The organism is Hymenobacter guriensis (assembly GCF_015773195.1).
Lineage (GTDB): Bacteria > Bacteroidota > Bacteroidia > Cytophagales > Hymenobacteraceae > Hymenobacter > Hymenobacter guriensis.
This window is the reverse complement of sequence record NZ_JADWYK010000004.1, coordinates 78258-100351: the sequence shown is the minus strand read 5'-3', so window position 1 is coordinate 100351 and position 22094 is coordinate 78258. Positions and strand designations below refer to the sequence as shown.

Here is a 22094-nt window from a genome sequence, read left to right as displayed (position 1 = left end):
TTCTGAACTATGGATACTTTTACCGCTGCGCCTCCTACTTCAATCAGCCTCGCTATGTTCGGAATAAACCACATTCAGTTCGATTCGATGACCTACGCCATTCACTATAAGAATGGCCGCATTGCGAAAGAAGGGCGGGGCCTGTCGTTCTACTATTTCGGGCCGAATAGCTCCATCGTGGCTATTCCGATGGGCAGCAACGACCTGCCCTTTATCTTCAACGAAACCACCCACGACTACCAGACGGTTTCCATCCAGGGGCAGATTACCTACAAAGCCGGCAACCCCAAGCAGCTGGCCGAGCAGCTCGACTTTACGGTAGATAGCCGCGGCGTGTACAAGAAAAACGAACTGGAAAAGCTGCACCAGCGCATCATCAACGAGGCCCAGACGGCTACCGCCACCTTCGTGCACAGCCTGGGACTGAAGGACGCCATGCGCGCCGCCAAAGCTATTGAGGTAAATATTGCCGAGGGGCTGGCTGCGTCCAAGGCCATTATGCTGCTGGGCATTGAGGTGCTGAGCGTAAACATTCTGGCCGTGAAAGCCACGCCGGAAATGGGCCGCGCCCTGGAAACCGAAACCCGCGAGAAAATCCAGCAGGAAGCCGACCAGGCCGTGTTTGAGCGCCGCAACTTTGCTGTGGAGCAGGAGCGCAAAATCCGGGAAAGTGAGCTGAACACCGAAATAGCGGTGGAGGAAAAGAACAAGCAGATTGCCGAGAAGAAAACCGAAGGCGAGATGCAGAAGGCCGAAAGCACCCGCAAGCTGCGCGAAATGCAGGTGCAGGCCGACATATCGGTGGAAGAGCAGCGCAAGCTCCTGATTGAGCAGAACGCAGAAAACCAGCGTAAGGAAGCCGAAACCCGGGGCTACGTGCTGGAAACGACGCTGCGGCCCTACAAGGATATGGACTGGAAGCTGCTGGTGGCCCTCAGCAACAACCCCGACCCTAAATTCAACATTGCCCTGGCCTTCCGGGAACTAGCCGAAAACGCGGGCAAAATTGGCAACCTCAACATATCCCCCGATTTGCTCGATACGCTGCTGAACGATTCTGATAAGCCCCAGCCCGGCCGCCGATGAGCCTCGATTATGCCATCCTGGTGCGCAACAAAACGCGCCTGGAGCAGCTCATGGAGCGTTTCAATACCAAGGCGCAGGCCAGGTTCTACATCGAAAGCGTGGGCGGCGAGTTTGCCGAGTATGAGGCCGAAAATGCCCGTTTCCAGGAGTCGTTTTCCTTGGTGCAGCGCCGCCTGTCGTCGGTTATCAAGAACAAGGTGGTGGAGCGCGCCTATCTACCTTCGTTTTTGTTCAACCCCAAGCAGCTGGTGGTAGTGGTAGGGCAGGATGGGCTGGTGGCCAACACGGCCAAGTACGTGGGCGGCATCCCCATCATTGCCGTCAACCCCGACCAGGAGCGCAACGACGGCGTGCTGCTGCCCTTTACGCCCCAGGACTTTCTCCCGGCCGTAGAGCGCGTCATGGCCGGCCGTTTTCAAGTGCGGGAAGCCACCCTGGCCGAAGCCCGCCTCCACGACGGCCAACGCCTGCTGGCGTTCAACGACCTGTTCATTGGCGCCGCCTCGCACGTGTCGGCGCGCTACCGCGTAGCGTATCGGCAAATTCAGGAGCACCATTCTTCGTCGGGCATCATCGTCTCGACCAAATCTGGAGCCACGGGCTGGCTCAGTTCCATCGTGAACATGACGGCCGGCATGAGCCGGTTTCTGGATGACACTGCCGCAGCCCCGCCCCGGCCCGTGCTGCGGGAAGACGAATTGCTGTTTGTGGTGCGGGAGTCGTTTCAGAGCAAGCGTACCCAGAGCAGCCTGACGGCGGGCCTGCTAAACAAGCAGGTGCCCTTGCAAGTAGAGTCGATGATGCCGACGAACGGCGTAATCTTCTCCGATGGCGTAGAAACCGACTTTTTGCAGTTTAATTCTGGCGCTATGGCCACTATCGGGCTGGCCCCGGAAAAAGCGCGGCTGGTTTTGAAAGGCTAACTATTCCCAATTGCTTATGTACTTCCCCTCGTTATGCAGAATACCCAGCTAAGCAAACTCCTGAGCTATGCCCTGCGCCACCGCCCCGACGAGCTAGGCATCACCCTTGATGCCCAGGGTTGGGTGCCGGTAACCGACCTGCTGGCCACCCTGCAAACCCGCGACGCCAGCATTTCCCTTGCCCAGCTGAAGGAAGTTGTGGTCTCCAACGACAAAAAGCGGTTTGCCTTTTCCGAAGATGGTCAGCAACTGCGGGCCAGCCAGGGGCACTCCGTGGAAGTGGATCTAGGGCTAGAGCCCATAGTGCCACCCGCAACCCTGTACCACGGCACGGCCACCCGGTTTGTGGCCAGCATTCTGGCCGAGGGGCTGCGGCCGGGCAGCCGCCAGCACGTGCACCTCTCTCCCGACCGCACCACGGCCGAAACAGTAGGCCGGCGGCACGGTAAGCCCGCCATTTTGCTGGTAGCAGCCGGGGCCATGCACGAGGCAGGAATGACGTTCTATCAGTCGGCCAACGGGGTGTGGCTGGTGGCCGCCGTGCCGCCGCAGTACCTGCAGCCGGAGCCGCTCGAAGGCGTATGAAGCGGCTAGTGACGTTAGCCTTGCTATGTATAGTGGCGGCTCCGGCAATGGCCCAGCCTTCTGCCGCAGCGGAGGCTGATACAGCCCAGTTGCGCCGCCACATCGTAGCGCTTACTTCTACGCCCGAGCCGCGCAACTATCTGCACCTGGCTAGCCTCAACCAAGCCGCCGACTACATCAAAGCCGAGCTGGCCGCCGCCGGGGCCCGGCCGATCGAGCAAACCTACACCGTGGAAGGACGTGAGTACCGCAACATTCTGGGCTCTTTTGGGCCAGCAGATGGGCCGCGCCTCATCCTCGGGGCCCATTACGACGTGTATGGGGAGCAGCCCGGTGCCGACGACAACGGCAGCGGCGTGGCGGCCCTGCTGGAAGTGGCGCGGCTGCTGGGCCGGCAGCCGGCGTTGCCCTACCGCGTAGACGTGGTGGCCTATACCCTGGAAGAGCCGCCGTTTTTCCGCACCAAGAATATGGGCAGCTACGTGCACGCGAAGGCCCTGCACGAGGCAGGCGTAGCGGTGCGTGGCATGGTGGCCCTGGAAACCCTGGGCTACTACGATGACCGGAAGCACACCCAGGATTATCCCTTGGCCCCGCTGAAATGGGTGTATGGCAACCGCGGTAACTACGTGACAGTGGCGCAGAAATTCGGCAATGGCCAGTTTGGACGACAGTTTGCGCGCCGCTTCCGAGCTGTGGCCGCACTACCCGTGAAACGCTTCAAGGCCCCAGCCTGGCTGCCCGGCATCGACTTCTCCGACCACCTCAACTATTGGCACTTTGGCTACCCAGCCGTGCTGCTCACCGACACAGCCTTCTACCGCAACAAGCACTACCATCAGCCCACCGATACCCTTGATCGGCTGGATATGCGTCGCCTGGGCCTGACCGTGGATGCGCTGATGGCCGTGGTGCTGGAACGGTAGTATTCATGCATCAGCCCGCTGACCTACCCACACCCAGCCGGTTTGCACCAATAAGTATTCTTCTCCATCAGAGGCCTGATAAGGACGGTGTGGCTTGCGTAGCGCCCAGGCGGGCCAGCTATTGGGATAATCGAATCGGTCGAGCATGGCTTCCCAGCGGTGAGTGCGCCAGATAAGCTGACCGGCCCCGGGAAGCTGTTGGTACTCCGGCGGCAGGGGAGGGCCATCCGGCACAGCCTCGTTGAAACCGGTAGCGTACCAGCCAATCCGCTCCTGCACGCCGGCCACTACCTGGGAGCTGTGGGCAAAATCGGGCGAAACGAGCCAAATGGCTAGATAATAGGGCTCAGGTTGATTTTGCAGCTGTTGCTCCCAAGACAGGAAGGAGTTGAGTAAGTATTGCGCAGCCACCTGACGTACTACTTGGGGCGGCTGCCGCTGGTGCCAGTGCCAGGGGCCGAGGCCTAGTTTATCATGGTCGTAGTGCCAGTGCTGGAGCGTGGCATGGTTCAGCTCGGCGGCGCAGTGCTGGTAGCGTTGCCGGAGCCAGGCAAAGCGGCGGCGCTGGCCACGAATCTTTTTGGGAGACGGCATAGGGGAGGATACTGTGAGTTATTTGCTAAAATACTATATCTTTACTAACTACCTATAGCTTGTAGGTAAGTCCTCACTTACTCTGCCCATGTCTCAGCTGCGTTGCCCCAAATGCGAATCCCTGGAAGCTACCAAAAGCGGCGTAGTGGGCGGGCGGCAGCGCTATAAGTGCAAAAACTGCGGCTACCACTACTCCGTGGCCAAAGCGGGTAAGGAAACCAATCCATACTACGTCATCAAGGCCCTGCAGCTCTTTATGGAGGGCGTGAGCTACCGCGAGATTGAGCGGCTGCTGGGCGTGAGCCACGTGTCGGTGATGAACTGGGTGAAGAAGTACGGCGTGAAGGCCCCACGCCAGACCGACTACCATCCCACCTACAAAATTCTCAACCAGAAAGAGCTGGCGGAGTTTTTTCAGAAGCCCGAAAACCTGAAAAGTGCCGGCCTGATGGTAACGGAACTGGGCGACAAGTACATGATGATTCGGTGGGAGCGGTTCAAACAGGCTTAGAACTATAGTGGATTAGCGGAAATATAGCTGGCGTGTGGGTTCCAACGGGGGATTCTCCTACTTGGCGGTACCAGTCCGGCACCCTGATGCGGTGGCGGACTTCCGCGCTGAGTTTCCCCTAACCGTAATTCCCCGCAATCATGCAAAATGCTCGTTATGCGCTGGCTCTGAGTGCCCTGCTCACGGCTACGGCCACCACGGCCCAGGTGCAGCCCGCACCCCCGGCCCAGCCGGCACCGCCACCTGCCGCGCCGGCCGCGCCGCCCACGCCGGCGGCACCCGCCAAATCGGCGCCGTATGGGGGCGGTATGAAGGTGAATATTTCGCCCGACGGCTCAAAGTACCTGCGCTTTATGACCTGGCATCAGGTGTACTCGCGCTACACCGAGAACAACACGGGCACGCTGCGGGCTCCCGGCAAGCCGCAGAAAGGCCAGGTAGACTTCGGCCTGCGCCGCTCGCGCTTCATGATCATTGCCCAGCTGAACCCGCGCTTTCTTATCTACACCCACCTGGGCATCAATAACCAGAATGCCGTGAGCGGGGGCGTAGCGCCAACCACCGACGGCAAGAAGCCGCAGTTCTTCATTCACGAGGCCGTGACGGAGTATAAGGTAAACAAGTACCTGAGCCTGGGCGGTGGCCTGCACTACTTCAACGGCATTTCCCGCCTCACCAGCGCCAGCACCACCAGCATCCTGACGATGGACCTGCCGCTGACCAACTTCCCCACCATTGAGCAGACCGACCAGTTTGCGCGCTGGTTTGGAGTGTATGCCAAGGGCCGGATTCAGAAGTTGGACTACCGATTTTCCGTGAGCGACGCCTTCCTGACCAACCAGGCCAGCACGCCCCTGAGCCTGGGCACCAACACCACTACCGATGGCCTAGTCACCAGCACCGGCACCGGCATTGCTGCCTACAACCCGCAGAATACCGGCCACGTGTACCAGGGCTACGTGAGCTACAACTTCCTGGAGCCCGAAGCCAACCTGCTGCCCTACTTTACCGGTACCTACCTGGGCACCAAGCGCGTGTTCTCCGTGGGCGCGGGCTTCCTCTACAACAAGGACGCCATGTACTCGCGGGCGACTTCCAGCGCCGTGCCGGTGACGCCCGCCGTAGCCGCTGACCCCTTCGGGCAGGTAGCCACCCGCAAGCACGATCTGAAGCTGTTCGGGGTGGATGCCTTCTATGACGTGCCCCTGGACACGGCCGCGCGCACCGCTATTACGCTGTACGGCGTGTATTACAACTACGACATGGGCCCGAACCACGTGCGCTTCGTGGGGCCCGAAAACCCCGGCTACGGTACGGCCCCGACCCGCGGCAACGCCGTGCCGCAGTCGGGCACCGGCAACTCGTTCTACGGGCAGGCCGGCTACCTGCTGCCCCAGAAGCTGCTCGGTCCCAAGGCCCGTCTGCAGCCCTACGTGGCCTACCTGCATAGCCGCTACGAGGGCCTGCGCACCAGCAACGGCGACACGCAGAGCGCCAATGTGTACGACGCCGGCGTGAATCTGCTGCTCGATGGCCACAACGCCAAGGTGACGCTCAACTACCGCGCCCGCCCCGATTTTCAGGGCTACGCACCCACCACCGGTACCATTACCGACGTGGACTACAAGCCGGAAATAACCCTCCAAACCCAGATTTTCCTGTAAGAAGCAGGCTAGTTGATTCAAAAATCAATGGTCATGCTGAGCTTGTCGAAGCATCTCTACCGCTTCGTCTGCAATGATTCAACGAAGCGGTAGACATGCTTCGACAAGCTCAGCATGACACTGAATTCAGCGTGACGGTTTGCTAAAAACCAGCCAAACGCCCTACAAAACGAACCTTCTACTCCAACCAGCAATTCCCATGAACCAGCACTTACCCCAGCGCGACGCGGCCGCCTACGCCGGTGCCGCGCCCGTGGGCAGCCCCGCTGCCGACGAGGCCGTAACCCACGACAACAACGCCGTTTCGTCCAGCAAAATCTGGCAGGTGATTACCGCTTCTTCAGTGGGCACTGTCATTGAGTGGTACGACTTCTACATTTTCGGGTCGCTGGCCGCCATTATCGGGCCGGTGCTGTTTGGGGCCACGGGCAAACTGGAAGACTCCCTGCTGGGGGCGCTGGCCGTGTTTGGGGCGGGCTTTGTGGTGCGGCCGTTCGGAGCGTTGTTCTTCGGCCGCATCGGCGACATGATCGGTCGCAAGTACACTTTCCTGGTCACGCTGCTGATTATGGGCGGGGCCACGTTTGTAACGGGTCTGGTGCCGGGCTACGATAAAATCGGTATTGCGGCGCCACTGATTGTGGTGGTGCTGCGCCTGCTGCAGGGCCTGGCCCTGGGCGGGGAGTACGGCGGGGCCGCTACCTACGTAGCTGAGCACGCCCCCGACAAAAAGCGCGGCTACTTCACCAGCTTCATCCAGATTACGGCCACCGGCGGACTCATCCTGAGCATTTCGGTGATTGTGATTACGCGCAAGATTCTGGGCGAGGAAGCCTTCAAGGAGTGGGGCTGGCGCGTGCCGTTCCTACTCTCGGGCCTGCTGGTTATAGCCTCCTACTATATCCGGCGCAAGCTGCACGAGTCGCCGCTGTTTGCCAAGGCCAAGGCGGCCGGCACCACCAGCACCAACCCCCTGCGCGACTCCTTCGTGAACCCCGTAAACCGCCGCCTGGTGCTCATTGCCCTGTTTGGCGTGACGATGGGCCAGGGCGTTATCTTCTACACCAGCCAGTTTCAGGCCTATTCCTTCATGAACAACACCCTGAAAATAGACCTCGTGGATTCCAGCACCATTCTGGTAGTGGCCATGCTACTGGCCACGCCGCTGTTCGTGTATTTCGGCAGCCTTTCGGACCGCATCGGCCGCAAGCGCATCATCATGACGGGCATGATCTGCGGGGCCTTGTTCACCATTCCGCTGTTCTACGGCATTAAGGCCTTTGCCGGGCCGCTCACCGAAATTACCCCTGCCACCGTGGATGCCGCCGGCAAAGCCGTGCCCGCCGTCATGAAGGCCCTCACGCCCAATATCCCCGCCATGATTGCCCTGACGTTTATCCTAGTGCTGTTCGTGACGATGGTGTACGGACCCATTGCGGCTTACCTCGTGGAGCTGTTTCCTACCAAAGTGCGCTACACCAGCCTCTCGGTGCCCTACCATATTGGCAATGGCGTATTCGGGGGCTTTGTGCCGCTGGTGGCTACCTGGATAGGCGTGTGGGCCGCCACCCAGCCCGAGGGTACTTTCGCCAAGGACCATAGTAGCCTGATCGGGCTGGCTTACCCGGTGCTGGTGGCTTTCGTCTGCTTCGTGATTGGGGTCATCTACATGCGGGATGTGCGCAACGTGCGCATCATGGACTAGCGGTGAAAACTGAATTTGTGCAATAGTGCAAGTCCGTCGGGCCGCAAGCCCGGCGGACTTCGCATGAACCGGAGTTATCATTTGCCCGAACCCGATAGTACAGGATGATTGTGTACTATAGCCTCCCAACCCGCGAGTCAGCAACTTTCAACCAACGCATGTATGTCCCCCATTTCTCCTCAGGAGCGCCCGGAGCAGCGGCGCGGACAGCGGCTGCTGTTCGTGGGGCTGCTGTTTGCCGTGCTGCTCAACTTCCCGTTTCTGGGGGTCTTCAACCACGATGCGCGGCTGGCGGGAATTCCGGTGCTTTACCTCTACGTGCTCCTGGCCTGGGGGGCGCTGGTGCTGGCCACCGGCTGGCTGGTAAAATCAACGAAAAATTAGTACTTGATAATCAGTAATGAGGAATTGGGTATTCGGTTGTAACGCAGGGTTTTCGTGCTCCTGATTGGCTTCGGCCTCTCCTGAGATATTAATTACTAATTGTCAAAATAAATGCCCACGCTGCTGGTTCTTGGCTTTTCCTTCGGCTACCTCGCCCTGCTGTTTGGGGTGGCGTACGCGGCGGAGCGCCGGTCGGCGGCCCGGCGGAGCCTGGTGAGCAACCCCTACGTGTATGCCCTGAGCATGGCCGTGTACTGCACCGCCTGGACGTACTACGGCTCCGTGGGCCGGGCGGCGCACTTCGGGCTGGAGTTTGTGGGTATCTACTTAGGGCCTACGCTTATGGCCCCGACCAATTGGCTGGTCATGCGCAAGATTATCCGCATCTGCCGCCGGCAGCGCCTTACTTCCATTGCCGATTTCATTTCGGCCCGCTACGGCAAAAGTGCCTCCCTCGGCGCGCTGGTTACGGTGGTGTGCGTGCTGGGCGTGGTGCCCTACATTGCCCTGCAGATCAAGGCCATTGCGGCTTCCTTTGATATTCTGACGCGGCCGGTCAGCGTGGCCCTACCGGCGCAAGCGGCCTCGGCCGGGGTGGGCTCGGCCTTTTATACCACGGTGGCGCTGGCGTTTTTTACCATCATCTTCGGGGTGCGCTCCATCGAGGCTACAGAGCGGCACGAAGGCATGGTGCTGGCTGTGGCCCTGGAAAGCCTGGTGAAGCTGGTGGCTTTTCTGGCGGCGGGTCTGTTCGTCACCTACGGGTTGTTTGGAGGCTTTGCCGATGTATTTGAGCGGGCTGCCGCCCTGCCGGAGCTGCGCCGCCTGTTTACGCTGGACGGGGCCGGCACCACGCCGGGGCAGTGGTTTACGCTGCTGTTGCTGAGCATGGCCGCCATCCTGCTGCTGCCGCGCCAGTTTCAGGTTTCGGTGGTGGAGAACGTGAACGAGGACCACCTGCGCAAAGCTATGTGGCTGTTTCCGCTCTACCTCATCATTATCAACCTGTTTGTGCTGCCCCTGGCCTTTGGCGGCCGCCTGCTCGACGGCAACGGGCGCTTCGATGCCGACACCTTTGTGCTGGCGCTGCCCCTGCAGGCGGGCCATCCGTGGCTGGCGCTGCTCATTTACCTGGGCGGGCTGTCGGCGGCCAGCAGCATGATTATCGTGGAAACCATTGCCCTGAGCGTGATGATGAGCAACCACCTGCTGATGCCCCTGCTGGTGCGCGTGCCCGCCGCCCGGGCCGAGGGTGCCCGGTGGTTTGCCTACCTGGGGCAGGTAGCCCTGCACAGCCGCCGCCTGGCCGTGGTGCTGGTGCTGCTGCTGGCCTACGGCTACTACGCCGTGGTGGGCCATTTGCTGCCGCTGGTCAACATCGGGCTGGTGTCGTTTGCGGCGGTGGCGCAGTTTGTGCCGGTGGTGCTGGGTGGGCTTTACTGGAAGGGCGGCACCCGCCAGGGCGCCACGGCCGGCATTCTGGCCGGGTTCGTGGTGTGGTTTTTCACGCTGGTCTTGCCCACGCTAGTGGGCCCCAATATGCTGCCCGCCGACCTGCTCACCCACGGACTGCTCGGCCAAAGCTGGCTGCGGCCATTTGCCCTGTTTGGTCTCGACGGGCTGGATTATCTTTCGCACGGCCTGTTCTGGAGCTGGTTTTTCAACTTGGGCTTGTACGTGGGCGTCTCGCTCGGGCGGCAGCCTACGGCCCTGGAGCAGCGACAGGCCGAGGTGTTCGTGGACGTGTTCCGGCACGGCACCGGCTTCGAGGGGCCGGCCGGCTGGCATAGCGCCGCGCCTTTGCCCGACGTACGCGCCCTGCTCACCGGCTTCCTCGGGAAAAAACGCACCACCCAGGCCCTGCGGGCTTTTCAGGAACAATTCCCCGAAGCTCACCTGACGGACTCCGCAACCCCGCCCCAGGCCGACCCGCACCTGCTGGCTTACGCCGAAAAGCTGCTGGCCGGCTCCATCGGGCCCGCCTCGGCCCGGCTGCTGCTGCGCTCCTCAGTGGGAGTGGAGGACATCAGCTTCGACAATGTAGTGGGCATTCTGAAGGAAAGCCAGCAGCTGCTCGAAGCCAACCGCCAGCTCCAGAAGCAGCAGCGCCAGCTCCAGCGCCTCACCCAGGAACTACAGGCCGCCTACGACCAGCTGCAGGAGCTGGATCAGCACAAGGATGAGTTTCTGTACACCGTCACGCACGAGCTGCGCACCCCGCTTACCAGCATCCGGGCCCTGGCCGAAATCCTGACCGACAACCCCGACCTGGAAGAAGAGGAGCGGCAACGGTTTCTGCTCACCATCACCCGGGAATCGGAACGGCTGGGGCGGCTGATTACGCTGGTGCTGGACCTGGAAAAGTACGAGTCGGGCAAGGCCGTATTGGACCTAATGCCGGTAGACGTGGCCGATGTGGTAACCGACGCGCTGGAAGCTGTGGGTCAGCTGCTGCGTGACAAGCACATCCGGCTGGACCTGGCCGTGCCGCCCGGCCTGCCGCGCCTGCCCGGCGACCGGGACCGGCTGATGCAGGTGCTGGTGAACCTGCTCTCCAACGCCGTGAAATCCTGCCGCGCCGATGGCTCCGGCCACATTGCGGTAGGCGTGGAGGCCACGCCTAACCTGCTGCGCCTCTCGGTGCAGGACAATGGCAAAGGCATCGACCCGGAATTTCACCAGCTTATTTTCGACAAGTTCTTCCAGGCCCGCCACCAGACGATGCGCAAGCCCGAAGGCTCGGGGCTGGGTTTGGCCATCACCAAAAAGATAGTGGAGCTGCACGCCGGCCGCATCTGGGTGGAAAGTCAGCCCGGCCACGGCGCCTGCTTCTCGGTGGAGCTGCCGCTGGTTAATTAATAATTGATAATTAAAAATGAGTGATTATTTAAGCAGTCGTGCGCTTTTGTCAACTGGTTCTATTTGTTCGATTGTCGGATTGATAAATAGTTGGGCCTGGAATACGTGTCCTTGTCAGTAATTATTCATTACTAATTCTTAATTACTAATTGAAATGATGCCTCCTCACATTCTTATTGTCGACGACGAGCCGAATATCGTCATGTCCCTGGAGTTTCTGATGCGCAAAGCCGGCTATTCCGTCTCCATCGCCCGCAACGGCACCGAAGCACTGGAAGCTATTGACCGCACTCCTTTCGACGTGGTACTGCTCGATATCATGATGCCCGACGTGGATGGTTACCAGGTGTGCCGCCACCTGCGCCTGCGCCCCGACCGCGCTGCTGCCCGCGTCATCTTTCTGTCGGCCAAAAGCAAGGAGGCCGACATTCAGAAAGGCTACGAAGCCGGCGCCGACCTCTACCTGCCCAAGCCCTTCAGCACCCGTCAGCTCATGGACAAGGTGAAAGAACTGCTGGCAGCCGGCCATTCGTAGGGCTGCCATGCACCATTATCAAACTTTATTTACAACTTCACCACCTCAAAACGTCATCGTTCCCATGCCCGAAACGCCCACCAAGCACCCCCGCATCCGTAGCATCGAAGGCTACCACGAAGCCTACCACCTTAGCATTCATCACCCCGAGGAGTTCTGGGCCTCGGTGGCCGCGCCCTTTACCTGGCGCCGCAAGTGGGACAAGGTGCTTAGCTCTGATATGGCGGCCGGGAAAAACGAGTGGTTTGCCGGCGCCCGCCTCAACATTACCGAAAACTGCCTCGACCGCCACCTGGCCACGCGCGGCAACAAACTGGCCCTGATATGGGAGCCCAATGACTCCAAGGAGCGGCACTTGCGCCTCACCTACCGGGAGCTGCACCAGCGCGTGTGCCAATTCGCCAATGTGCTGCACAACAACGGCGTGGAGAAAGGCGACCGGGTGTGCCTCTACATGCCCATGATTCCGGAGCTGGCTATTGCGGTGCTGGCCTGCGCCCGCATCGGGGCGGTGCACTCCGTTATTTTCGCCGGCTTCTCGGCCACCGCCATTGCCGACCGCGTAAACGATGCTCAGGCCTCAGTGGTACTTACGGCCGACGGCCTGAACCGGGGCGCCAAGCAGATTCCGGTGAAGCGGGTGGTAGATGAAGCCCTGGAAATCTGCCCCTCGGTGCGCCGCGTGATTGTGGTAGAGCACCTGGGCTGGCCCGTGCAGATGGAGGAAGGCCGCGACGTGTGGTACCACGAAGAAGCCGAAGGCGTGGCCAAAACCTGCCCCGCCGAGGAAATGGACGCCGAAGACCCGCTGTTTATTCTCTACACCTCGGGCAGCACCGGCAAGCCCAAGGGCGTAGTGCACACCACCGCCGGCTACATGGTGTGGACGGACTACACGTTCCGCAACGTGTTTCAGATAGAGGAAAACGACATCTACTGGTGCACCGCCGACATTGGCTGGGTAACGGGCCACTCGTACCTGCTCTACGGGCCGCTGCTGGCCGGCAGCACCTCCCTCATGTTCGAGGGCATTCCCACCTACCCCGATGCCGGCCGCTTCTGGGAGGTAATTGACAAGCACTCCGTCACGATTTTCTATACTGCGCCCACCGCTATCCGAAGCCTGATGGCCGCGCCGCTGGACAACGTGCTCAGCTACTCGCTCGACTCGCTGCGGGTGCTGGGCTCGGTGGGGGAGCCCATCAACGAGGAGGCCTGGCACTGGTACCATACCCACGTGGGCAAAGAGCGGTGCCCCATCGTAGATACGTGGTGGCAGACGGAAACCAGCGGCATCATGATTTCGGCGCTGGCAGGCATCACGCCCTCGGTGCCGGCCCGCGCCGGTCTGCCGCTGCCCGGGGTGCTGCCCGTGCTGCTCACTCAGGAAGGCCAGGAAATCGAAGGCAACGACCAGGAAGGCTATCTGGCTATCAAACAAAGCTGGCCCGGCATCATCCGCACCACTTACGGCGACCATGAGCGCGCCCGCCAGACGTATTTTGCGCCGTATCCCGGCTACTACTTCACCGGCGACGGTGCCCGCCGCGACGAACAGGGTCTTTACCGCATCATCGGCCGGGTGGATGATGTTATCAACGTGTCGGGCCACCGCTTCGGCACGGCCGAAATCGAAAACGCCATCAACCAGAACAGCCACGTCATCGAGTCGGCCGTGGTGGGCTACCCGCACGATGTGAAAGGCCAGGGCATCTACGCCTACGTGATTCTGGGCGAGGCCCTGCCGGAGCGCGAAGCCGACCGCCAGCATATTGAGGCCAGCATCATCGAAACGGTGGTGGCCGAAATCGGCAAGATTGCCAAGCCCGACAAGATTCAGCTGGTAACGGGGCTACCCAAAACCCGCTCGGGCAAAATCATGCGCCGCATCCTGCGCAAAGTAGCCGAAGGCGACACCAGCAACCTCGGCGACACCTCCACGCTGCTGGACCCCGCCGTGGTGGAGGAGATTATCAAAGGAAAGAAGTGAACGAGCGGCGCTTAAGCTATTTGAGACACAACAGGCCGCGCATCTGCGTGCGCGGGTACTCAGTCTGAATTCCGCTTTCAATCAGTGGTTTAGAAATCAGAGAGAGATAATTTGGCCGCCAGTCACGAACAGTGGCTGCTTGGTTCGAAGGAGAGTAGTAGTAGCTGCCTTCTGCGTATATTATCTGTGAGCAGTACGCCCACGAGTGAGGTGAAAAACGCCTTGTTCGTGGGCGTACTTTATGGATATTGGTTGGCTCATGGTGAGAAGGTTAGCTCATATTTCGAGCTGAGCAAAAGCGGCGAAATTGAACCTGAAGACAGGAAAGAAGTGAATAGCGGTTCAGGCCGGGCGCCGACGGCAAGGTGGGGAATAGTAGTTAAGCCCAACTGGCTCAGATCATCACGCCTGTTACCTTCGGACAGGTACTGCTCCAGGCCGACAGCGGGAATGCTTCGAGCCTGACGGATGATGTGTGAAATTGGCTGCAGTTCCGAACTGACAGAAACCAGCGGGCGGCTAAAATGGCAATAGCCAGGGGCCTTATAGTGACCATCTCATCCGGTTTTCGGCCGAAATGGACACAAGTTCAGCTTCTATAAGGCATGGGCTCGGCCAGGTAGTCGCCGGCACCGGCCTCAAAGCTGGCTACCTTGTCGGCCAGGCTGTCGAGGGCCGTGAGCATGAGCACCGGCACCCGGCGCCGGGCCGCCCGGATGTGCCGGCACAGCTCCACGCCGTTGCGGTAGGGGAGGTGCACGTCGAGCACCACCGAGTCGTAGGGCTGCTGGTACAGCGACCAGCCCGTGCGCCTATCGTAGGCTACCGTGAGCTCATAGCCTTCGTGCTCAAACCCCTTTTTGATAAAGGAAGTTAGTTGGGGCTCGTCTTCCACCCGCAGAACTTTCATACCCGGAGTGAATGCGCGTGAACTCGTGAACGGGGCAATGTAAGCAGCCAGGACCGATGCAGGTTGCCCGTCCGGCAGCGCAAAAGCAGGTCAAGCTGGCCGACCTTCAGGGGACTTTTTCCACTTTCCTGTTTTTTATCTGCAATTTAGGTTGTTCCGGTCACCACCAGCTCCTGCATCATGCCTCTACTGTCCCGAATCCACTACAAGGCTAAGCCGGTTTTCCTGTTTCTGATCGTGATGCTGACCATCCTGGCCAGTAGCGTGCTGGAAAAGCGGCTGATGCGCGACCTGAACACGTCCGTTTCTTCGCTGTACCAGGATAGATTGATGCCCGCCACGGGTTTGTTTCAGCTCAACGACCTGATGTACGCCAAGCAGCAGCTGATGGCCGGCTACCTTGGCAGCCCCGCCGGGGTCCGGCTCGAGCACGTACGACGGCAGCTGGCCCGCCACAATCAGGCTATAGGCGTGCTGGTTGATGGCTACCAGGCCACGTACATGGTGGCAGATGAAGCCCGGTTGTTCCATGATTTCCGGGCCCACCTCAACCGGTATAACGTCCTGGAAGCGCAGCTGCTGGCGGCGCAGCTGCCCGGCCCTGCAACCCAGGCGCTGGAGCAGGAGTTCGACCGTATTCACCGCGACCTGAGGATCCTCAACCTGATTCAGCAGCGGGTCGGGCAGGAGCTTTCCCGGGGCTCCGTCGTCACCGAAGGCACTGCCACGCTGCTTAGCAACCTGAAAATTGCGCTGCTGGTGATTTTTACGCTGGCCATTTACCGGGCTCTGCTGCTCGACAAGCACCCGCTCCTGCCCGGCAGCCTGAAGAACTTCCGCCTGAACTGATCTTTGCGGCGTCGGGCATTAGCCCGGTGCTGTTTTTACTTGTTTCATTTCCATGCACCCACCCAGAGAACTAGCCCCAACACCACCAGAAAGCGCGGTTAAGTCTACTTTCCGCACCGGCCTGAAAAACCTGGCCTTTATCGTGGCTGGCATCCTGTCGGCCGGCATGGGGCTTAAAGGCTTTCTATTGTCGAGCCACTTTATCGACGGGGGGGCTACCGGTATTTCCATGCTGCTGTCTGACGTCCTGGGGTTGCCGCTGTCCTGGGGGCTGCTGCTCATCAACCTGCCTTTTCTGGCTTTGGGCTACCGGCAGATGGGCGTACAGTTTGCCCTGAAAAGCGCGGCTGCCATTGCGGGCCTGGCCGCCTGCCTGGTGCTGGTGCCGTACCCCGACGTTACCCCCGACCTGCTCATTACTGCCGTGTTCGGCGGAGTATTCATCGGGGCGGGCATCGGGCTGGCTATGCGCGGCGGGGCCGTGCTCGACGGAACCGAAATCCTGGCCCTGCTCATCAACCGCAACACGGCCCTGCTAAAGGTTAGTGATATTATTCTGATTGTCAACATCTTCATCTTCGGGGTGGCCGCCTTCGTGCTGGGCGTCACCGAGGCGCTGTACTCCATTCTGACCTACGTGGCGGCGTCCAAGACGCTTGATTTCATCCTTACCGGCATTGAGCAGTACACGGGCGTTACCATCATTTCCGACCACAGCGAGGCCGTACGGGAAGCCATTACCACCAAGCTGGGCCGGGGCGTGACGGTATACAAGGGCGAGAGTGGCTTCGGCAAGCGGGGCGAGCAGCGCGAAGAGCGGAAAATCATTTTCACGGTGGTTACGCGCCTGGAGCTGCCCAGCCTGCGGGAGGAAATCAAGCGCCTGGACCCCAACGCGTTTATCGTGCAGCACAGCGTCGACGACGCCGTGGGCGGTATGCTCAAGCGCCGCCCGCTGCACTAGCGCCTGCTCGGCCGCCACGACCTCCTAGAAAAAGCACCTCTAAAAAGAAAGCCCGGCCACTAGGCCAGGCTTTCTTTTTTACTCGCATACAACCGTTACACGGGCGAGGAGCTCAGCCGGGGCGCCTCGCTCAGGGGAGCGGCAAGGCCGTTGGCGGGGCACCGTAAGTGCCCGGCGCAGCAGCGGCTTCCTGCACGCAGCCAGCGCCGGGGCTGGGAGCCAGGCTAACACCGCGGGCGCCACGTAATGGCCGTGCGTATGCGTTGCCTCCAGTACCACTTTATGCTTCACCACCGATACCTCAGGGGGCACTGCCAAAGTCCCGGCTTTGGCATGAATGGCCGGCAGATGCAGCATCTCCACTTCCCGGTGGTTCAGGCCAAGCGCGATAATCACCGAAACCGCCAGGGTTGCGAAGCGCAGCGAAAACCAAAAGTGGGCTAGAAGAGGCATCAGGCAAGTTAGATCAGCAAAGATACTACGCCTGTTCCGGCGCCTGGCTACCTTGCCGTTACCCGGCTGCTGGTTGCTCTGCTGCGTTAATTATTGAATTGCATAATAAGCTCTTATATAAATAAGTGGCTGCCTTTCAACTGTGGCTCCTTCCATCTAAATGCCAGCCAACACTGCGAAACGCTATAGAAACAGTCAGCAGATAAAGGTCAGGAAGGACCATTTTATCTAAGTGCTTTTATTGCCTCTGAGCTTACCGGTAGTACGCACTGGCCCGTTGAGCCCTTACAGACATGCCATAACAAAAAACGCCCACGAACAAGGTGTTTTCACCTCGTCCGTGGGCGTGTTGCTCACAGAGGATTATGCGCGGGGCGCTACGTGTTTGGGCTGGGCAAAAGCTTGCAGCTGCTCTTGCATACAGCGGCTGATGAGGTACCCCCGGGTTGTTGGGCCCGCTGTCGGCAGCTTAGTAAGGGCGCTGGGGTCTGCGCTTTTCCTTTTTATTCTCGCTTCCGCCTGAGCTCAGCAATACCACGGTGCCAGCGGCCACTGCGGCCACGGTAGCCAGCTTGATAATCAGGCTGGTGCGGTTGTGCTTCCACTCCACGGGGTAGCCTTTCTCGGCGTAAATATTGGGCACTTTGCCATGCGCAAAGTCATCCAGGATACCTTCGACTACGTTCACGCGGTCAGCAAAAACGAGGGGCAGCCAGTGGCGGTAGCGGTTTTCGCTGTACCGGAAAGCTACCCGCCGAATCATACCGCTCAACCCGCTTGGGGGCACAGTAGTGCCATACACGGCCGACACGTTGGGCCGCTCAATGGAGCGCAGCTTCTCGGTGTCGTCGTGCTGCAGGGAAGCTGGGCGGTGCTTGCTGTCGGGGTCCTGGCCTACGTTCATCCGCGGATACCGCATCGGGTAGGTCGGGTCGTTCTTTGGGTCTGCGTCCACGCCCCAGCCGGGAATCTGCTTGGGGTCGATGGGCGTATTTATCACGTTGTTTTCCATGGTAAGTCAGCGTTTCGGGGTGGCAGATTAGGGAATCAACACAGGCTTGATGCAGTTGTCGAGCTTGGCCGAGAACATGCGGTAGCCGTCGGCCACTTCCGCCAGCGGAATGCGGTGAGTAATCAACCCTTTGGGGTTGAGCGTACCGTTTTGCACGTGCTGGATCAGACGGGGCAGCAGACGCTTCACCGACGCCTGGTTGGCGCGGATGGTCAATCCTTTGTTCAGCACGTTGCCAATCGGGATAAGGTTGTCGGTCGGGCCGTATACCCCCACGATGGACACCACGCCGCCTTTCTTCACCGAGTTGATAGCCCAGTGCACCGCCGTAGCCGAGCCGGCCTGCAGCAGCAGCTTACGGCCCGTGATTGTCTGCATGGCGTTGCCAGCAGCTTCGGCGCCCACGGCGTCAATCACGCAGTCGGCCCCAATCCAATCAGTAATCTTCTTAATGAACACCACCGGGTCGCCGATTTCCTCGAAGTTGTAAGCCTCGCAATAGGAGTAGTTACGGGCAAAGTCGAGGCGGTACTCTTCTTTGTCGATGATGATGACGCGGCCCGCGCCGAACAGCCAGGCGCAGCGGGCAGCCATAATACCAACCGGCCCTGCACCGAACACTACTACGGTGTCGCCGGTCTGGATACCCGCCATTTCGGCGGCCTGATAGCCGGTAGGCACCACGTCGGTCAGCAGTACAGCATCGTCGAGGTCCATGCCCTCGGGGATGATGGTGGGGCCCACGTTAGCGTAGGGCACCCGGGCATACTCAGCCTGGCCGCCGTCGTAGCCACCAGCCGTGTGCGAGTACCCGAAGATGGCACCTACGGCCGTAGCTTCAGTATTCGACTCGTGGCAGTTGCCATACATGCCCTGACGGCAGAAGTGACACTCCCCGCAGGCAATGTTGAAGGGCACTAGTACCCGGTCGCCGGTTTTCAGCTTGGTTACTTCCGAGCCGATTTCCACCACTTCCCCCACAAACTCGTGGCCGAAGGTGGTGCCCACGCGGGTATCGGGCACGTTACCGTTGTAAAGGTGCAAGTCGGAGCCGCAGATGCAGGTACGCAGCACCCGCACAATAGCATCCTGCGGGTGCTTGATTTCCGGCATCGGTTTCTGCACGGCACGGACCCTTTTCGGGCCTCGGTAGTCCATTGCGAGCATACAATTCCTGTTTTGTAGTGAGAGTAGAGGTTTTTCCTTCAGGCCGCTTGCACGTAGGCTTTTCCCAAGTAAAGACTGGAAAAAACAAGGGCTGAGTGGTAGTAAATTGTACTCCCTGCTATCCGTAGGGTTACAGGAAATTGGTAATAAGCCGGAAATACGTACTTCGCCCGCAGAACTCCGGATAAACACGTACGTCGGCCAATCGAAGAGTACTTCGTTGTAACATAACATATTACAGCAGCATGTCCGACTTCGGGGAGGAAGTCGGACATGCTGGAGAAAGTAAAAGCCAGACTGATTTTATAGCTGCGGGGCCGGCAGCACTTTGCCCGTTACCTCCCCGAAGCCGATGCGCAGGCCGTTCCGCTCGCAGTAGCCGCGCATAGTCACCCGGTCACCGTCCTGTAGGAACTTGCGCTCCGAGCCGTCGGCCAAGGGCACCGGGCGGGTGCCGCGCCAGGCCAGCTCCAGCATCGAGCCGAGCGAATCGGGCGTGGGGCCGGATATGGTGCCCGAGGCGTACAGGTCGCCGACTTCCAGGTTGCAGCCGTTGGAGCTGTGGTGAGCCAGCTGCTGGGCCATGCTCCAGTACATCAGCCCAAAGTTGGAGCGCGACACGGTGGTTTCGGGGCCGGCTTCGGGCTGGATGGTCACTTCTAGGTTGATGTCGAAGTTGTGCTGGTCGAGCTGGCGCAGGTAAAGCAGGGGCTCGGGCTCCTGCACGGGGCCGGCCACCCGGAATGGCTCCAGCGCATCGAGCGTTACTACCCACGGTGACACGCTACTGCCGAAGCTCTTGCCCAGAAACGGCCCCAGTGGCACGTATTCCCAGCTCTGGATATCGCGCGCGCTCCAGTCATTGAACAGCACCAGCCCGAAGATGTACTCCTCGGCGTGCTGCACCGGCACCGTGTCGCCCAGGTGTGTGCCTTTGCCCACCACGAAGGCCATTTCCAGCTCAAAATCCAATTGTTGGGAGGGGCCGAAGGAAGGCGCGGCGGCATCGGGGGCTTTGCGCTGCCCGTTGGGCCGGCGCACGTCGGTGCCGCTCACCACAATGCTGCTGGCCCGGCCGTGGTAGCCGATGGGAATGTGGCGCCAGTTGGGCAGCAGGGCGTTGGCCGGGTCGCGGAACATGATGCCCACGTTGGTGGCGTGCTCGATGCTGCTGTAGAAATCGGTGTAGTTGTGAGGCTTCACGGGGCGCAGCATCCGCACCTCGCGCTGGCGCAGCAGGCACGTGCGCATCACCTCATCCGAGCGGAGAGAGACGTTGTCGTGGCGCAGCAGCTCTGATACACGCTGGCGCACGGCCCGCCATGCCGGGCGGCCCAGGGCTATAAACTGGTTGAGGGTACGGCGCCGGAAAATCTTCGGCATCTTCGGCCCCAGCTCCAGGTCCTCAAAAAAGCCGAACTGCGCCACGGCGTACAGATCCAGCACGTACTCGCCGATGGCCACGCCCAGCCGCGGCCCGCGCTCCTCCGTCTCAAACACGCCAAAGGGCAGGTTCTGAATCGGAAAGTCGCTGCCGGGAGTAATATCAATCCAGGAGTGCAGGGCGGGGTCGTTCGGATTTGGCATCGGGCGGATGGTTGGTGGTAGAAGCGGCAAAGGTAGCGGGGGCGAGGGAATGAGAATCAAGCTCAATTTTTTATGCCAGAAGCAGTAACTTTAGCACAAGACTTGGGAATCTACTCTCTAAAATGTATTTTCACTCAAATGGGAAAAGTGCCATATATCAAATTTGCTAAAAATTGTGTTACGGATTTAATGGATACGCAAAACGAATTGGAATCTATTTACCCTATTCATGAATATGAAAATTGGTTTTACAACCAAGCTACAGGTTTGCTAACTTTCTCAACCGGTGATGATGAATTGAATTTTAAATATGTTAATGTAGGTAGTTTCTCTAAGAAGTTTAATACGTGGAAGTGGTCGTGGGATAACGAGCATACTTTATCCAAGGTCAAGGATGATATCCTACATGTTAAAGAATTTGGCGAAAAGCACGGCTACGAAAAGCTAACAGGAGGATATTTTGCCAGCAGTGAACATGAAGCCTGGGAATTTACGGCTATTACTGCTAAGCTGATGAAAGGTATCGGGGCGTACAGGCCAACCTCTGAGCACCTATTGATTTTTATGGTACTTACCGAATTTGTTGACAATGAAACTGCTAAGGATATAAAAGATTTGTATGTGGAGTGTGATAAGCATGAATATAGAAGAAGGGCATTTGTGTGTAGTCATCTAATGGCTCGTGAGGAAGTTGGATTTGAAGAAGCATTCGATACATATGAGAATATGGAATTATACGATGATGACTATCAGGCATGGTGTAATGAATGTGAAAAGATAAGGCGGAGAGAGGATGGATGGAATAAAAAGTCGATGGAGTTTGCTGATATTAGAGTGGTTTGTGAGAAATGCTATTTTGAGATGAAAGAAATAAATCTTGGCTACAAATAGTTGTGTGCTGAATTATCAATGCTGAAGAAACACCGCGCCCCGCCCCCGACCGGAAAACCGGCAGGAGCGGGGCGCGCTGTATAAATCGAAGTACGCTTAAAAATTGGGCGTTGGTACTGGGGCGGGCGACACGGGGTGGCCGGTCTGGCCGGCGGGCTGGGCCGACATAGGCGTGAGGTTGATGGCTTCCACGGCGCGGATTTCGGGCACGGCTTTCTTCACCGATTCTTCCACGCCGGCTTTCAGCGTCATCGGCGACATGGGGCAGGTGCCACAGGCGCCCAGCAACTCCAGCTGCAGCACCATATCGTCGGAGATGCCCAGCACGCGCACGTTGCCCCCGTCGGCAGCCAGATAGGGCCGGATGGTATCCAGGGCCTGCTCAATACGAGGCAGGAGCGGATGGTTTTCTACGGCAGCGGAATGCGTCATGAATCTAAGATTGAGCTGCAGACCGGGCCAGGAAAGACACCGTGAGCAGCAAATTACTTGGTCAAAG

General features: G+C 59.4%; 21 protein-coding genes. 14 read left to right on the top strand and 7 right to left on the bottom strand.

Annotated elements, in window-relative coordinates; translation table 11 throughout:
- Window positions 1-9: 9 nt before the first annotated feature.
- The 4 genes from I5L79_RS08425 to I5L79_RS08410 are packed head-to-tail and all read left to right on the top strand — an operon-like array spanning window position 10 to window position 3520.
- Window positions 10-1086: an SPFH domain-containing protein gene (locus I5L79_RS08425; protein ID WP_231402986.1), complete on the top strand. Its 1077-nt coding sequence runs from the start codon at window positions 10-12 to the stop codon at window positions 1084-1086.
- Window positions 1083-2009 (top strand): NAD(+)/NADH kinase, encoded by a 927-nt coding sequence (locus I5L79_RS08420; RefSeq protein WP_196954597.1) that lies wholly within the window; start codon window positions 1083-1085, stop codon window positions 2007-2009. The genes I5L79_RS08425 and I5L79_RS08420 overlap by 4 nt, the downstream gene beginning before the upstream one ends.
- A gap of 33 nt (window positions 2010-2042) precedes the next feature.
- The gene (locus I5L79_RS08415; protein WP_196954596.1) at window positions 2043-2594 is read left to right on the top strand and encodes an RNA 2'-phosphotransferase; all 552 of its coding nucleotides are present in this window, start codon (window positions 2043-2045) and stop codon (window positions 2592-2594) included.
- Window positions 2595-2641: 47 nt separating this feature from the next.
- Window positions 2642-3520, top strand: coding sequence for a M28 family peptidase (locus I5L79_RS08410; protein WP_231402984.1), 879 nt, complete (start codon window positions 2642-2644; stop codon window positions 3518-3520).
- A gap of 3 nt (window positions 3521-3523) precedes the next feature.
- Here I5L79_RS08410 and I5L79_RS08405 read toward each other — a convergent pair whose 3' ends face one another.
- Window positions 3524-4114, bottom strand: a complete 591-nt coding sequence (locus I5L79_RS08405; RefSeq protein WP_196954594.1) for a hypothetical protein — start codon at window positions 4112-4114, stop codon at window positions 3524-3526.
- A gap of 88 nt (window positions 4115-4202) precedes the next feature.
- Between I5L79_RS08405 and I5L79_RS08400 the strand changes: the two genes are divergently transcribed.
- From I5L79_RS08400 to acs, 7 genes are all read left to right on the top strand, one after another.
- The gene (locus I5L79_RS08400; protein WP_196954593.1) at window positions 4203-4625 is read left to right on the top strand and encodes an IS1 family transposase; all 423 of its coding nucleotides are present in this window, start codon (window positions 4203-4205) and stop codon (window positions 4623-4625) included.
- Window positions 4626-4765: 140 nt separating this feature from the next.
- Complete coding sequence (locus I5L79_RS08395) at window positions 4766-6289, top strand: hypothetical protein (protein ID WP_231402982.1); 1524 nt, start codon at window positions 4766-4768, stop codon at window positions 6287-6289.
- A 199-nt stretch (window positions 6290-6488) separates the two neighbouring features.
- Entirely contained in the window at window positions 6489-7994 is a 1506-nt protein-coding gene (locus I5L79_RS08390; protein ID WP_196954592.1) for an MFS transporter, read from the top strand.
- A gap of 162 nt (window positions 7995-8156) precedes the next feature.
- Entirely contained in the window at window positions 8157-8378 is a 222-nt protein-coding gene (locus I5L79_RS08385; protein WP_196954591.1) for a hypothetical protein, read from the top strand.
- A gap of 111 nt (window positions 8379-8489) precedes the next feature.
- Window positions 8490-11237 carry a sensor histidine kinase gene (locus tag I5L79_RS08380; protein WP_196954590.1) on the top strand — a complete coding sequence of 916 codons (2748 nt, stop codon included), beginning with the start codon at window positions 8490-8492 and terminating at the stop codon, window positions 11235-11237.
- Window positions 11238-11391: 154 nt separating this feature from the next.
- Window positions 11392-11772 (top strand): response regulator transcription factor, encoded by a 381-nt coding sequence (locus I5L79_RS08375; protein WP_196954589.1) that lies wholly within the window; start codon window positions 11392-11394, stop codon window positions 11770-11772.
- 64 nt (window positions 11773-11836) lie between these two features.
- A complete protein-coding gene (acs, locus tag I5L79_RS08370; protein WP_196954588.1) occupies window positions 11837-13762 on the top strand; it encodes an acetate--CoA ligase in 1926 nt (641 codons plus the stop codon).
- A gap of 589 nt (window positions 13763-14351) precedes the next feature.
- On the opposite strand, the gene I5L79_RS08365 is transcribed toward acs, so the two are convergent.
- Window positions 14352-14672 (bottom strand): response regulator, encoded by a 321-nt coding sequence (locus tag I5L79_RS08365; RefSeq protein WP_196954587.1) that lies wholly within the window; start codon window positions 14670-14672, stop codon window positions 14352-14354.
- A 180-nt stretch (window positions 14673-14852) separates the two neighbouring features.
- Here I5L79_RS08365 and I5L79_RS08360 point away from each other — a divergent pair, with 180 nt between their 5' ends.
- Both I5L79_RS08360 and I5L79_RS08355 read left to right on the top strand, forming a co-directional pair.
- Window positions 14853-15521 (top strand): MCP four helix bundle domain-containing protein, encoded by a 669-nt coding sequence (locus I5L79_RS08360; protein WP_196954586.1) that lies wholly within the window; start codon window positions 14853-14855, stop codon window positions 15519-15521.
- 52 nt (window positions 15522-15573) lie between these two features.
- Entirely contained in the window at window positions 15574-16485 is a 912-nt protein-coding gene (locus tag I5L79_RS08355; RefSeq protein ID WP_196954585.1) for a YitT family protein, read from the top strand.
- A 78-nt stretch (window positions 16486-16563) separates the two neighbouring features.
- Here the strand turns inward: I5L79_RS08355 and I5L79_RS08350 are convergent, their stop codons facing one another.
- The 4 genes from I5L79_RS08350 to fahA all read right to left on the bottom strand — a co-directional run bounded on the left by I5L79_RS08350 (window position 16564) and on the right by fahA (window position 20704).
- Complete coding sequence (locus I5L79_RS08350; protein ID WP_196954584.1) at window positions 16564-16938, bottom strand: hypothetical protein; 375 nt, start codon at window positions 16936-16938, stop codon at window positions 16564-16566.
- 469 nt (window positions 16939-17407) lie between these two features.
- Entirely contained in the window at window positions 17408-17950 is a 543-nt protein-coding gene (locus I5L79_RS08345) for a hypothetical protein (protein WP_196954583.1), read from the bottom strand.
- Window positions 17951-17977: 27 nt separating this feature from the next.
- A complete protein-coding gene (locus tag I5L79_RS08340) occupies window positions 17978-19117 on the bottom strand; it encodes a zinc-dependent alcohol dehydrogenase (protein WP_196954582.1) in 1140 nt (379 codons plus the stop codon).
- A 303-nt stretch (window positions 19118-19420) separates the two neighbouring features.
- Window positions 19421-20704 (bottom strand): fumarylacetoacetase, encoded by a 1284-nt coding sequence (gene fahA, locus I5L79_RS08335; protein WP_196954581.1) that lies wholly within the window; start codon window positions 20702-20704, stop codon window positions 19421-19423.
- 72 nt (window positions 20705-20776) lie between these two features.
- On the opposite strand from fahA, the gene I5L79_RS08330 reads away from it, so the two are divergent.
- Window positions 20777-21595 carry a DUF6882 domain-containing protein gene (locus I5L79_RS08330; protein WP_196954580.1) on the top strand — a complete coding sequence of 273 codons (819 nt, stop codon included), beginning with the start codon at window positions 20777-20779 and terminating at the stop codon, window positions 21593-21595.
- 96 nt (window positions 21596-21691) lie between these two features.
- Here I5L79_RS08330 and I5L79_RS08325 read toward each other — a convergent pair whose 3' ends face one another.
- Window positions 21692-22027 (bottom strand): NifU family protein, encoded by a 336-nt coding sequence (locus tag I5L79_RS08325; protein WP_196954579.1) that lies wholly within the window; start codon window positions 22025-22027, stop codon window positions 21692-21694.
- Window positions 22028-22094: the final 67 nt, after the last annotated feature.